Here is a 12,434-nt window from a genome sequence, read left to right as displayed (position 1 = left end):
CGGCCGGCACGCCTGACGGCCGGCGTCGCCGGACAATCACCGCCGCCGGACAGGTGACACGCCCCGACTGGCAGCTAGAACGTCTTGACGAACGCGTGCACGCCGCACAGGTCGTAGGCCCAGATGAGCTCGACCGGGCGGAGCGCTTTGCGATCCACCCGGTCGAGCAGCATCGCATAGTCGATCCCTGGCATCCGGTAGTCGGTGTCGCTGAGGTAATGCCGCAGCCGATCCCACGGCACCGTGTCCATGACGTGTTCGTCGAACAACGTCTTGTCACGACGGTCCAGCACCGTATCAGGCACCCGCCCGCGCAGCGCCCTGCGCACGATCGACTTCGGCACCGTATCGGGGAACTTAACCTCTGCCGGCAGCCGCAGGAACCACTCCCACAGGTCCCGGTCAGCCAGCGGCTGACGCACCGTCACGCCTTCCGCAGCGGCGCAGATCTCCATCGCCTCCGAGGTCGTGGTGGTGCCCCGAGCCGCTTGCAGGGTGGGCGTCGTCCATCGTTTCCGCACCGGGTTCAGCAGCGCAGTCTCGTACCGGTAGCCACCGACCACCGTCATGTCCGTCCAGAGCGGGAAGAAGTTCGACCGTCTGCGGACCGCCCACGCCTTGAACTTTCCGGCCGGAGCGGGCGTCAGCTCCCATACCAGCCGCCGGGCGAGCCGCCGCCGGCCCATCCCAGCGGCCCGCCGTTTCGACATCTGGTCGGCCAGGGCTCGCCAGCGGCCGTGCGAGGCGAGATGCCCGAGCAGGAACGAGTTGATCGTGAACACGTACTCCGCGAGCGTGCCCGTCAGCACCTGGGTCGCACCGAACCCAGCCGCCACCCGGTACCCGTAGGCCGCCGTGGCCATCGGCAGGCTGTCCCACGGCCCGTCGGCGAGCGCCACCCACGTGTCCAGTTCGTCCAGCGGACCGGAGGTCACCTCGAACTCCTTCAGCGGAATGCCCAGCTGCTCGGCCACCGCCCTGGTGTACGGGCTCTCGTCGACCGTCGACTGATGCGGATACACGTAGGTGTACGCGTGCAGCGGAATCCCTGCCAGCTCTTGGTGCCGCGGTGCCGCGAACGCCGCGACCGCCGGTGAGTCGATCCCGCCGCTGAGCGCCACCGCGTCCGCGCCGTGCACGGTACGTTCCACCGCGCGCCGCATCACCTCAGTGAGCTCATCCACGGCGTCGTCGACGGACAGCCGTGCAGTCTCCAGCATCTCGGGTCCCGGGTTCCAGTGCAGGTCCTCGGTGCTGCCGTGCGGACCGACCGTCTGGATGCTGCCGTAACGCAGCCTGGACACGCCCTTCAGCGCGGCGTCGGAGGAGACGCCCCGAAAGTACGTCGTGGCGATCGCGTCCAGGTCCGGTCGCCGGTCGAGTCCGGCGCCGGCCACCACCTGCTTGGCTTCGCTGGCTCCCCACCACGTGTGGCCGTCGTCGCGGAAGAAGAACGGCCGGCCGCCGATATGGTCCCGGAACGACCATGCACGCTCACCGTCGGTGACGATGCACGCGAACGCGCCTCGGAGCTTGCCCGCGGCGGCCGCTCCCCAGCGCACGAACGCAGCCGCCACCACCCGTGCGGCGTCCTGCTGCCCCAAGGGTTCGCCGTGCAGCCCGAGTTCGCGCCCGAGTTCGGCGACGTTGTCGAGCGGGCCCAACAGGGCGCACGACATACGCCCGTGGACACCAAGGCTCGATACGCTGTGGATCCCGTCGCCCACCACGCCCAGAGCCGCGTTGCCACGCTCCAATGTCTGGACCACGGTGCCGCGGTGCGGCACCTCGTCAAGCATCCGGACGACGACTCCCGGATCGAGTTTGACCTGCCGCGATATCGCACCAGCAATCGCCCCGACCGCCATGACATCCCCCTCAGTCGCCAACCCCTTGGCGACATGATAGTATCCGCCTCCATTAGAGGAGGCATCGAATGCCTCGAGGAGTGAGGGCGGGACAACGCAGTCTCGCAAAGGGGGGAGGCGCTCCATGTATCAGCGCCCAGAGATCACCGTCATCGGATCGGTCGTCGAGCTCACGCTCAGCCGGTGCAACCCGTCGCTGTCGGGCCCGCCGCCCAAGGACAGCCCTGACGTGCCGCACCACATCGACCAGCATGGGGAATGCTCCGCCAACGGAGACAACGGCGGCTTCTCCTGATCGTCAGGCTCCACCGTCAAGGCCCCGGCCGGATCAGATCCGACCGGGGCCTTTCACGTTGGCACCCGCGCAAGCGGTGTCGCCGGATCAACGGCTGGCTAGCGGCAAAGTGCGTGTGTGTACCCTCTCTGGCGTGTTCTGCTCCTTACGGTGCGTTTGCGCAGGTCACATGCGGGGTGGCGTCGCGACTCGAGTCCCGTGGCAGCGTGTGCCAACTCCGGCAGATCAGCCACCACGGCAAGTGCGACGGCGTGTGGCGTAGGCGGACGCCGTCACTCGAGCCGTGCGGCCGGATGCGTCGTTGTCGCTGTCGTCCGGCCAGCCGCATCGTCGTCGCCCCCGGGCCAGCCGCATCGTCGTCGCCCCCGGGCCAGCCGCATCGTCGTTGTGGTCGCCGACCGGCCGCGTCGCCGTTGTCGTGCGATTAGTTGTGTCAGTTTCGGCCGCTCGATCGAGTCGTGAACTGTGTCGTGATCAGTCTGACCGCTCTGGGCGGTCAAGACGCACACGACAGCTCGCACAGTCGTGGGTACGCGGCATTTAGCGGCCCCGGTTCGCACGACCGCTCACACAACCCGGTGTCTATCGGCCGGCACGCGCACAACCGCCCACACGACCCCTCTGTGTGAGCCGTCGTGTGACGGACGGCCGCTCACCATGCAGACCGTGTCGTCTGTCGTGTGACCTGGAACCGGCCTGCGGCAGACCGTGCGGTCTGTCGTGCGACATCGTGCCGGTTCCCGCCAGACCGTGTCGTCTGTCGTGCGGAGAGGTGCCGGGGCGGGGACCGGGAGTGAACGGCACGGCGCTGGCGCCGCGCCCGCCGCCAACCGGCCGACTCGTCGCTGTCGGTCCGTCCGCATAGGGTAGTTCTCACGATGAGCACACCCACAGAACAGCCCGCGCTGTTGCCGCCCCCGGCATCCGTTCCGGTGCCCGGAAAGGAGCCGTCCCCTGCCCGCTCGCGAGCCGCGACAACGGCCGGGCCGTCGGGGAAGTCGTCCGACGGCGGCGGTGGTGAGGGGCGGCGCGCCGACCCGGAGTCCATCTTGGACGGGCTCAACCCGCAACAGCGCGAGGCGGTCTCGCACCACGGTCCCCCGCTGCTGATCGTCGCGGGAGCCGGGTCGGGCAAGACACGGGTACTCACCCGCCGCATCGCCTACCTACTGGCGGAGCGCAACGTCCATCCGGGTTCGATCCTGGCCATCACCTTCACCAACAAGGCCGCCGGTGAGATGAAGGAGCGGGTCACCGAACTGGTCGGGCGACGCGCACAGATCATGTGGGTCTCCACGTTCCACTCCGCCTGCGTGCGCATCCTGCGCCGCGAGGCCAAGCGGTTCGGGTTCACCTCGTCGTTCACCATCTATGATCAGGCGGACTCGCAGCGGCTCATGGCGCTGGTCTGCCGCGACCTCGACCTGGATCCGCGGCGGTACCCGCCGAAGAAGTTCAGCTACGCCGTCAGTGACTTCAAGAACGAGTTGATCGATCACGAGACGGCGGCAGCCCAGGCGAGCAACCACCACGAGCGCACCATCGCCGAGGCCTACGCGATGTATCAGCAGCGGCTGACCGACGCGAACGCGTTCGACTTCGACGACCTCATCATGACCACGGTCAACCTGCTGCAGGTGTTCCCGGACGTCGCCGAGCACTACCGCCGCCGATTCCGGCACATCCTGGTCGACGAGTATCAGGACACCAACCACGCCCAGTATGTGCTGGTGCGTGAGCTGGTAGGCGGCGCAGGGACGGCGGCCGCCCCGGGTGGCTCCGGCGACGCGGACGCGCACGCGGTGGAGCCGGCCGAGTTGTGTGTGGTCGGCGACGCGGATCAGTCGATCTATGCCTTCCGCGGCGCCACCATCCGCAACATCGAGGAGTTCGAGAAGGACTATCCGGACGCGCACGTCGTGATGCTGGAGCAGAACTACCGCTCCACGCAGACCATCCTCTCCGCCGCCAACGCGGTGATCTCGCGCAATGAGGGTCGCAAGCCGAAGCGGTTGTGGAGCGAGAGCGGCGACGGTGCGAAGATCGTCGGATACGTCGCCGACGACGAGCACAGCGAAGCGCAGTTCATCGCGGAGGAGATCGACCGGCTCAGCGACGAGGGGCAGGCCAATCCGGGCGATGTCGCCATCTTCTACCGGACGAACGCGCAGTCGCGGGTACTGGAAGAGATCCTGATCCGCGTCGGGCTGCCGTACCGGGTCGTCGGCGGGGTCCGCTTCTACGAGCGCAAAGAAATCAAGGACGCCCTCGCCTACCTGCGCTTCCTCTCGAACCCGGAAGACACGGTCTCGCTGCGGCGCATTCTCAACGTCCCGAAGCGTGGCATCGGGGACCGGGCGGAAGCGATGATCGACGCCCTCGCGCAGCGCGAGCGGATCACGTTCTGGCAGGCGTTGCGACGTGCGGCCGACGCCCCCGGCATCGCGGCACGGTCGGTCAAGGCGATCGAGGGCTTCGTCTCACTCGCCGACGAACTACGACGGATGGTCGACGACGACCATGACCCCGCGGCGATCTTGGAGGCCGTGCTGGAGCGGACCGGCTACATGGCCGAGCTCGACGAGTCGGACGATCCGCAGGACGAGACCAGGGTGGACAACCTCCGCGAGCTCATCGCCGTCGCCGCCGAGTACGACGTCAGCCAGGCCGACGAGGAGGTGGGCACGCTCACCGGGTTCCTGGAGCGGGTCAGCCTGGTGGCCGACGCCGACGAGATCCCCGAAGGCGACGACCATGAGGGCGTCGTCACACTCATGACGCTGCACACGGCCAAGGGTCTGGAGTTTCCGGTGGTGTTCCTCACCGGCATGGAGGACGGCGTCTTCCCGCACCAACGGGCTCTGGGCGAACCGCGCGAGCTGGAGGAGGAGCGCCGCCTGGCCTACGTCGGGATCACCCGGGCGCGCGAGCGGCTCTATCTCTCTCGTGCGACGGTGCGCAGCGCCTGGGGTGCGCCGAGCCACAACCCGGCGTCGCGGTTCCTCGGCGAGATTCCGGACGAGTTGATCGACTGGAAGCGCACCGAAGCGGATCAGTCCCGCTGGACCACACCGAGGGCGCCCCGTCTGGGCCGGAACAGCGCGCCGGCCCGTGCGGTACCGATGCTCTCCGCCGGAGACCGCGTCAACCACGATGCCTTCGGTCTCGGCACCGTCGTCGCGACCTCGGGTGAGGGTGAACAGGCTCAGGTCACGGTCGACTTCGGCGACGAGGGGCTCAAGACGCTGATGCTGCGTTTCGCCCCGATCGAGAAGCTCTAGGGGACGGCCCCGCCCGGCGCCTGTAGCCGCCCGGGCAACGGGCCGCCGGTGACGGGCGTCAGCCGCAGTGCACCCGGGTGAGCGTCCGTGACGACCAGTCGACGGTTCCGGTGATGTCGATGCATCGGTTCGACATGTCGACGCCCCGCGGCGTGTACACCGGGCCCGCATAGTACGAGTAGAAGCCCCCGTCACAGCCGGTGCTCGACGGGCAGCTCGGCCAGCTGTACCCGCTCGGACGGATCCTCGCCTCCGTGTACGCGCGCACCCCGTATGACGGCCCGGAGTGGTTGGTCACCAGACAGTTCCGCTTGGCGCTTGACGACCAGTACACGTCCAGATGGCCGATCGTGGTACCCGACGCTTTGATCGCGTAATGGCCGGTGTGGCTGTACGACGAGCCGCACGGACCGGCCAGCAGCACCGCGTTCGGATTCGGCGACGGCAGTGTGGAGTTTCCACCGCCATGGGCCATCGGGGCCACCCCGACCAGCAAGGCCACTACCGCCGCAACGCCAACGAGGAATCGTCTCACCCGGCAGCCCTTTCGTCGTGCAGCTCAGCAGGAATCGCGCGATCGGCGCAACACACCCTACTGGGTCCAGACCCACCCGAACAGTAGGCATTCTCAGCCTTTCCGCCCCGCTTCGCTGCCGTAACGGCTGACCAGTTCAGCACCGATCCGGCCCAGTTCGTCCTGGACCGACGGCGGGTCGAGGACCTCGACCGCCCCGCCCCAGCCGGCCAGGTTGCGGGCGATGTCCAGCGGGGTCGGTGCGCCGACGCGGACCCGGGTGCGCCCGTCGTCGATATCGCGGCCGCCCGCTCCGTCGACCTCGCAGTGCCGCCCGAAATGGTCACGCAGAATCGGCACGTATCGCTCCTCGATCAGCACGGTCGCCCAAGTGCGCGAGCGCAGCTGCTCCATCTCGCCGACGACCCTGTTCCAGGCGGCGGCGAGCTCGAAGTCGTCCGGCCGCTCGGCGGGTTCGTCCGTCGGCTCCGCATGGTCGATCCGGTCAACCCGGAAGGTGCGTTGTCCGCGCTCGGTACCCGCGATCAGGTACCAGACCTCGTCCTTGTCGACCAGACCCCACGGATCCACCAGCCGTTCGCTCCGCTCCCGCGAACCGCTGGTGTAGGCCAGACGCACCTTGCGCCGGCGGACGACGGCCGACTGCAACAGGTCCACCACCTCCGGGCGCCGACGGTCACGCTCGCCCCACCGCGTGGGGTCGATCATCGTGGTGCTCGCGGCGGCCTCGGCATCGGCCCGGAAGGTCTGCGGCAGTGCACGCACCAGTTTGCGCAGCGCGGCCTTCGCCTCATCGGAGACGGCCGCGGCTGGGCCGACCAGCAGGAACAGCGCCTGAGCCTCCGGCGCCGACAAGCCGCTGAGATCGGTCCGCGCGCCGCCCACCAGGGCCCAGCCGCCGCCCCGACCCGGCTGCGGGTACACCGGGATTCCGGCGGCCGACATCGCTTCCAGGTCCCGGCGCGCCGTCGCGACCGAGACCTCGAGCTCGTCGGCCAGCTCAGCCGCTGTCACCCGCCCACGAGACTGCATCAGCAACAAGGCCGCTACGAGCCGATCCGCACGCATGATTCAAGACTGGCAGAAAAAGTGCTCAGTTGGTGAGCACTTTAGGGCCAATGATGGAAATCAACACAGCGTCGGCTCCCACGTCCGATGATCATCGAGGATCCAGGGGGTCCACACGCCCCAGATCCTCGATGATCATGGGCCCGAGAGCCGACGCGACACCGCCATCCGAGTGGTCCACGACCAGGGCCTCAGACGCAAAGAGGAGCAACGATGTTGCGAGGACTCACCACCATCACCTACTTCGCCGACGACGTGCCGGCGGCCGTCGCCTGGTACACCGACGTACTCGGCATCGAGCCGTACTTCGCCCGCCCTGTCGACGGAACGCCCGCGTACGTCGAGTTCCGCGTCGGCGACTACCAACACGAGCTCGGCATCCTCGACAGCCGATTCGCACCGCACAGTCGATCGGGCGAGGCCGGCGGCGCGGTGATGTACTGGGCCGTGGACGATGTTCAGGCAAGCTACCAGCGGCTGCTGTCCCTCGGCGCCACCGTCCATCAGGAGCCGATCGAACGAGGACCCGGCTTCACCACCGCCTCCGTGGTTGACCCGTTCGGCAACGTCCTCGGAGTGATGCATAGCCAGCACTATCTGGACGTCCGCACAGCGCAGGCGGGTGCGTGAGATGACGACTATAACTGTGCGCACGGCCGCCGAATGGCGCGAATGGCTCGCTCAGAACAGTGCGACCGAGAACGAGGTCTGGCTCGTGATCCAGCACAAGAACAGCGATATTCCGAGCCCGCGCTACCACGAAGCCGTAGAGCAGGCACTGTGCTTCGGGTGGATCGACGGCCTGCACCGCAAGCACGACGCCACCAGCTCAAGGCTGCGGTTCACTCCGCGGCGGAAGCGCAGTTCGTGGAGCCCCCTCAACCGTGAGCGAGCGGAGAAGTTGATCGGACTCGGCCTGATGACCGAGCGCGGTCAAGCCATGATCGACGCGGCCAAAGCCAACGGCATGTGGCCGCTCACCCCGTAATCGCTCGCCTGGAGCGCTCGACGCCGACACGACCCAAGGGCTACGTGAGTCCAGGCGCCAGAATCCCGCAACCGGCTGTCGATCCAGCGTCAGTGCCGTTCGTCGGTGAGGTAGAAGGTCCCAACCGGGGCCGCGGAGTGATGGGATGGAGACATGACGAAGTACATGGTCCTGATCTACGGAGACGCCCAGGAGTGGGGGGCGATGACCTCGGCGCAGCGGGAGTCTCACGAGGCCGCACACGCCGCCTTCAGAACCAAGGCCGGCTCGAAGATCGTCGGCGGCGAGGAGCTGGAACTGTCTACGACGGCGACGTCGTTGCGTTCGGACGAAGCCGGTCGGGTGACCACGACGGACGGGCCGTTCCTGGAGACGAAGGAGGCACTGGGCGGGTTCTACCTGCTCGAGGCGGCCGACCTCGACGAGGTGATCGGCTTGGCGTCGCAGCTGCCGGAGGCGCACGCCTCGCACAGCGGGGTAGAGATCCGTCCGGTCGTGGACCACGGATAGCGCTGGTCCACGGATAACGAACGGTGCAGCACCGATGAACCCTAAGGTTGTCGCGGCGGTGGAGCTGGCGCACCGCCGCGACTGGCCCCAAGTCTTCGCGACGACCGCGCGACTGACCCGGGATCTGGATCTGGCGGAGGAGTGCACCCAGGACGCGTTCGCTCAGGCGCTACAGACCTGGCCGCAGACGGGCATTCCGGCACGGCCGGGCGCGTGGTTGACGACGATCGCGCGCAACCGGGCTCGTGACGTGCTGCGAAGAGAGTCGGCGTTCCGGCGGGCGATGCCGCTGCTGGCCACCGACACGTCGGCGCCCGCTCCGGAAGACACCCTCGACGACGACCGGCTGCGCCTGATCTTCACCTGCTGCCATCCCGCCTTGTCCAGGGAGGCACAGGTCGCGTTGACCCTGCGGCTCGTCTGCGGCCTGTCCACCGCGGACGTGGCGCACGCGTTCTTGGTGTCGGAGCCGACGATGGCTGCGCGGATCACCCGCGCCAAGAAGAAGATCACGACCGCGCGGATCCCGTACCGCGTCCCGTCTCCGGACGAGTTGCCGGAGCGCGTCAGCGCCGTCCTCGAGGTGGTCTACCTGATCTTCACCACCGGCCATACCGCTCCATCCGGCGAACGGCTGACCCGCCGGGACATGGCCGGCAGCGCCATCGGCCTGGCACGCATGCTGCATCTGCTGATGCCGGTCGACGCCGACGTGGCCGCGTTGCTCGCGCTCCTGCTGCTCAACGACGCTCGTGCCGACACCCGTCTGTCACCCGACGGTCGGCTGCTGCTCCTGTCCGAGCAGGACCGGACACGCTGGAACCGCACGCTCATCGATGAGGGCGTCACCCTGCTGACCGGCGCGCTACGCCGCCGGCCACCCACGCGTTACGCCGTGGAAGCCGCAATCGCCGCCGTGCACGCCGAGGCTCCGAGCTGGAAGGAGACCGACTGGTCCGAGATCGTCGGGCTGTACGACACGCTGCTGCGGATGTGGCCCTCCCCGGTTGTCCGGCTCAACCGCGCCGTCGCGATCGGGCTACGCGATGGCCCTCAAGCCGGCCTGGATGCGCTCGCCCCGCTTGCGGCCGAGCCGGCGCTGGCCACCTACAGCTACCTCAGCGCCGCCCGTGCCGATCTTCTCCGCCGGCTCGGCCAGTGGAGCCAAGCCGCGGCCGCCTACGAAGAGGCACTCGCGCTCACCGGCAACGACGTCGAGCACGCGTTTCTCACCCGGCGCCTGGCCGACGTACGGGCTCATCTGCCAGGGTGAACGCCGCTCAGCTCAGCGCCCGTGAGAGCGGAGGTATCCACGTCACCGCCGCAGCTGAGTGGGGTGCGTGCCCTCGGACCTCGACGGCGCGAACAGGGCCGCGACGACGCCGGCGAGCGGCACGGCCGCAGCGACCCACATGGCGGACGTGAACCCGTCGATGAACGCCTCCGGCGACGCGTACCCGCCGTAGTGGGCGAACACGGCCGCGAGGATCGCGACGCCGAATACGCCGCCGACCTCCCGCAGCGCGGTGTTGGTCCCGGCCGCCACACCGGTGTCGTCGATCGGGACGGCGGACGTCGCGGCGCTCGCCGTCGTGGCGAAGATCATCCCGATGCCGGCGCCGGCGATGACCAGGGACGGAACCAAGGTGCCGTACGCCACTCCCGGTTCCGCCACGATTGCCAGCCAACCCAACCCGACCGACTGCAGGATCAGGCCGCTCAGCATGAACGGCTTGGCGCCGAGGCGGTCGGCCAGCGCACCGGCGATCGGCGCGACCAGCATGGGCATGCCCGTCCAGACCAGGATGCGCAGGCCGGCCTCCCAGGGACTGTTGCCGAGCCCGACCTGGAACAGCTGACTGATCATGAACAGCGCACCCAGAAGAGAGAGGAACTGGAAGAAGATCACCGCGTTCGCGGCGGAGAAGCCACGAAGCCGGAAGTACGCCAACGGCAACATCGGATGCGGCACCCTCCGTTCCCATCGCAGGAACGCGACCATCAGAAGCGTTCCGGCCACCAGCGAGCCGACGACTTCCAGACTGCTCCAGCCGACGACCGGGGCTCTCACCGGCGCCCAGGTCAGGGCGAACAGCCCGAGTGCCACCAGCACAAGACCGGTGATGTCCAGGTGCGGGCGGGGACCACGGCTTTCACGCAGCCACAGCATGCACGCCGGGATCACCGCGATGCCGATCGGTACGTTGATCCAGAAGATCCACTGCCAGGCGATACCTTCGGTGATCGCACCGCCGAGCACCGGCCCGCCCGCCACGCCGAGGCCGGTGATGCCGCCCCAGACACCGATCGCCGCGCCTCGCTTCTCGATCGGGAAGGCGTCGCTGATGAGGGTCAGCGTCAACGGCAAGACCAGAGCCGCTCCGGCACCTTGGACGGTTCGCGCCATGATGAGCGCGTCGGCCCCGGTCGACAGCGCGCACGCAGCGGAGGCGAGGCTGAAGACGGCCAGGCCGACGACGTAGATCCGGCGCCGGCCGAAGCGGTCCCCCATCGCCGAGCCGGTCAGCATCAGGCAGGCGAAGGCCAGGTTGTAGGCGTTGATCGTCCACTCGAGGTCCGACAGGCTCGCACCCAAATCGACCCGCAGCGTCGGCAGGGCCGTGGCAACAACGACGACGTCGAGCGACGCGAGGAACGCCCCGAGCCCGGCCAGGACCAGCGTCCATCCGGGACGCGAACGCACGGTGCCGCCGCGAGCGACGTCCGACACCACGCCCGTCTGGGCAGATGGCGCGGTCACCGCGACGGCTCCGGATTCGCCACAGCGCTCGGCTCCGGGTTCGCCGCGGCGGCCAGAGCCGAGGCTGATGCTGACGGCAACCTCGGGGGCAGGCCGAAATGCGCGAACAGCCCTGGCTCAAGAAATGCCACCACCCCGGCGATCGCCGTCGGCGTCGCGGTCAGCACGTGAAGCGCATGAGCGCGGTAGGCGCCGTCGTCGGCCAGCCGGTAGGCCGCGGCGGCCGGCTGACCGTTGGCGGCCGTGGCGACCATGCGAACCGTGCCAGGCGAGCCCAAGATTCGCGCTGCGGCGAACCGCCCTATTGCATCCCGTCCCACCAACCACTCCGAGAACGGCGGCATCTCGAAGGTGGCTTCCTTGCGGAGGAGCCGCGTCAGCCCATCGACGTCGGCGTTTTCGAACGCCTTCATGTACCGCTCCAGCAGCTCACGGGTATCTGTCCGCGGCGGTTCAACGATCCCGTCCTCGGCCGGGGACACCGCGTTCAGCTGTGCTCTGGCTCGTTGCAGGGTGCTCTTGACGGCCGTCGTCGTGGTGCCGAGCATGTCCGCGACGTCGGCCGCCGGCCAGTCGAGCACGTCCCGCAGGATCAGCACGGCCCGTTGCCGGGGCAATAGATGCTGAAAGGCGGCGACGAGCGCCAGCCGGAGGCTGCCTCGCATGCTGGTGACCGCCGCCGGATCCGCGGTCAGGGGACTCCGCCACTCATCCGGTGCCGGCTGAAGCCAGGTCACGCCGTCGCGCACCGGTTCGAGGGACACGCCGGCGGCGTCCTCGGTCGGATCGCCAAGGCCGGATGGAAGTGGGCGTCGATCGCGGCGTTCAAGCGCTGTCAGGCATACGTTGGTCGCGATCCGATAGAGCCAGCTGCGCAGCGACGACCGGCCCTCGAAGCCGCCGTACGACCGCCACGCTCGCAGGTACGTCTCCTGGACCAGGTCTTCGGCCTCATCCACCGAGCCCAGCATGCGATAGCAATGCGCAAGGAGCTCGCGCCGGAACGGTTCGGTGCGAGCAGCGAACTCGCCGTCATCCGGCGTCGCCGCTTCTCGATTCTGTACGTGTGTGGGGGTCACACATATATGGACCAGGGAAACGACCCAGAGGAATCGCGCCGGCGCGCGG

Annotated in this window: 11 protein-coding genes; 6 read left to right on the top strand and 5 right to left on the bottom strand. The window is 68.5% G+C overall.

What is annotated here, in order from left to right:
• Positions 1 to 74: 74 nt before the first annotated feature.
• Positions 75 to 1,868 carry an asparagine synthase-related protein gene (locus G1H10_RS05660; RefSeq protein ID WP_163733938.1) on the bottom strand — a complete coding sequence of 598 codons (1,794 nt, stop codon included), beginning with the start codon at positions 1,866 to 1,868 and terminating at the stop codon, positions 75 to 77.
• Positions 1,869 to 1,992: 124 nt separating this feature from the next.
• Here G1H10_RS05660 and G1H10_RS05655 point away from each other — a divergent pair, with 124 nt between their 5' ends.
• Together G1H10_RS05655 and pcrA are read left to right on the top strand one after the other, a co-directional pair.
• Positions 1,993 to 2,163, top strand: a complete 171-nt coding sequence (locus tag G1H10_RS05655) for a hypothetical protein (protein WP_163733935.1) — start codon at positions 1,993 to 1,995, stop codon at positions 2,161 to 2,163.
• Positions 2,164 to 3,041: 878 nt separating this feature from the next.
• Positions 3,042 to 5,444: a DNA helicase PcrA gene (gene pcrA, locus G1H10_RS05650; protein WP_163733932.1), complete on the top strand. Its 2,403-nt coding sequence runs from the start codon at positions 3,042 to 3,044 to the stop codon at positions 5,442 to 5,444.
• A gap of 58 nt (positions 5,445 to 5,502) precedes the next feature.
• Here the strand turns inward: pcrA and G1H10_RS05645 are convergent, their stop codons facing one another.
• Entirely contained in the window at positions 5,503 to 5,919 is a 417-nt protein-coding gene (locus G1H10_RS05645) for a hypothetical protein (protein ID WP_163733930.1), read from the bottom strand.
• Between the two features lie 153 nt (positions 5,920 to 6,072).
• Positions 6,073 to 7,047 carry a helix-turn-helix transcriptional regulator gene (locus G1H10_RS05640; protein WP_163733927.1) on the bottom strand — a complete coding sequence of 325 codons (975 nt, stop codon included), beginning with the start codon at positions 7,045 to 7,047 and terminating at the stop codon, positions 6,073 to 6,075.
• 213 nt (positions 7,048 to 7,260) lie between these two features.
• On the opposite strand from G1H10_RS05640, the gene G1H10_RS05635 reads away from it, so the two are divergent.
• The 4 genes from G1H10_RS05635 (at position 7,261) to G1H10_RS05620 (ending at position 9,818) form a co-directional block, all read left to right on the top strand.
• Positions 7,261 to 7,677, top strand: a complete 417-nt coding sequence (locus G1H10_RS05635) for a VOC family protein (RefSeq protein ID WP_163733923.1) — start codon at positions 7,261 to 7,263, stop codon at positions 7,675 to 7,677.
• A gap of 1 nt (position 7,678) precedes the next feature.
• Complete coding sequence (locus G1H10_RS05630) at positions 7,679 to 8,035, top strand: YdeI/OmpD-associated family protein (protein WP_163733921.1); 357 nt, start codon at positions 7,679 to 7,681, stop codon at positions 8,033 to 8,035.
• A gap of 153 nt (positions 8,036 to 8,188) precedes the next feature.
• The gene (locus G1H10_RS05625) at positions 8,189 to 8,545 is read left to right on the top strand and encodes a YciI family protein (RefSeq protein ID WP_163733918.1); all 357 of its coding nucleotides are present in this window, start codon (positions 8,189 to 8,191) and stop codon (positions 8,543 to 8,545) included.
• A 34-nt stretch (positions 8,546 to 8,579) separates the two neighbouring features.
• The gene (locus G1H10_RS05620; protein ID WP_163733915.1) at positions 8,580 to 9,818 is read left to right on the top strand and encodes an RNA polymerase sigma factor; all 1,239 of its coding nucleotides are present in this window, start codon (positions 8,580 to 8,582) and stop codon (positions 9,816 to 9,818) included.
• Between the two features lie 42 nt (positions 9,819 to 9,860).
• Here G1H10_RS05620 and G1H10_RS05615 read toward each other — a convergent pair whose 3' ends face one another.
• Together G1H10_RS05615 and G1H10_RS05610 are read right to left on the bottom strand one after the other, a co-directional pair.
• On the bottom strand, positions 9,861 to 11,306 hold the full coding sequence (locus G1H10_RS05615; protein WP_216852930.1) for an MFS transporter: 1,446 nt from the start codon (positions 11,304 to 11,306) through the stop codon (positions 9,861 to 9,863).
• On the bottom strand, positions 11,303 to 12,385 hold the full coding sequence (locus tag G1H10_RS05610; RefSeq protein WP_163733912.1) for a sigma-70 family RNA polymerase sigma factor: 1,083 nt from the start codon (positions 12,383 to 12,385) through the stop codon (positions 11,303 to 11,305). The genes G1H10_RS05615 and G1H10_RS05610 overlap by 4 nt, the downstream gene beginning before the upstream one ends.
• Between the last annotated feature and the right edge of the window lie 49 nt (positions 12,386 to 12,434).

The sequence above is a fragment of the Phytoactinopolyspora halotolerans genome (assembly GCF_010550675.1).
Classification (GTDB): domain Bacteria; phylum Actinomycetota; class Actinomycetes; order Jiangellales; family Jiangellaceae; genus Phytoactinopolyspora; species Phytoactinopolyspora halotolerans.
The sequence above is the reverse complement of the archived record's forward strand: the minus strand, read 5'-3'. Positions and strand labels throughout refer to the sequence as shown.

Bases quoted from the DNA above. Each gene is read 5' to 3' on its own strand.
- G1H10_RS05625 (WP_163733918.1), top strand. From the start codon at position 8,189: ATGACGAAGTACATGGTCCTGATCTACGGAGACGCCCAGGAGTGGGGG.
- G1H10_RS05660 (WP_163733938.1), bottom strand. From the start codon at position 1,868: ATGGCGGTCGGGGCGATTGCTGGTGCGATATCGCGGCAGGTCAAACTC.
- G1H10_RS05645 (WP_163733930.1), bottom strand. From the start codon at position 5,919: ATGGCCCATGGCGGTGGAAACTCCACACTGCCGTCGCCGAATCCGAAC.
- G1H10_RS05630 (WP_163733921.1), top strand. From the start codon at position 7,679: ATGACGACTATAACTGTGCGCACGGCCGCCGAATGGCGCGAATGGCTC.
- G1H10_RS05635 (WP_163733923.1), top strand. From the start codon at position 7,261: ATGTTGCGAGGACTCACCACCATCACCTACTTCGCCGACGACGTGCCG.
- G1H10_RS05655 (WP_163733935.1), top strand. From the start codon at position 1,993: ATGTATCAGCGCCCAGAGATCACCGTCATCGGATCGGTCGTCGAGCTC.
- G1H10_RS05620 (WP_163733915.1), top strand. From the start codon at position 8,580: ATGAACCCTAAGGTTGTCGCGGCGGTGGAGCTGGCGCACCGCCGCGAC.
- pcrA (WP_163733932.1), top strand. From the start codon at position 3,042: ATGAGCACACCCACAGAACAGCCCGCGCTGTTGCCGCCCCCGGCATCC.
- G1H10_RS05640 (WP_163733927.1), bottom strand. From the start codon at position 7,047: ATGCGTGCGGATCGGCTCGTAGCGGCCTTGTTGCTGATGCAGTCTCGT.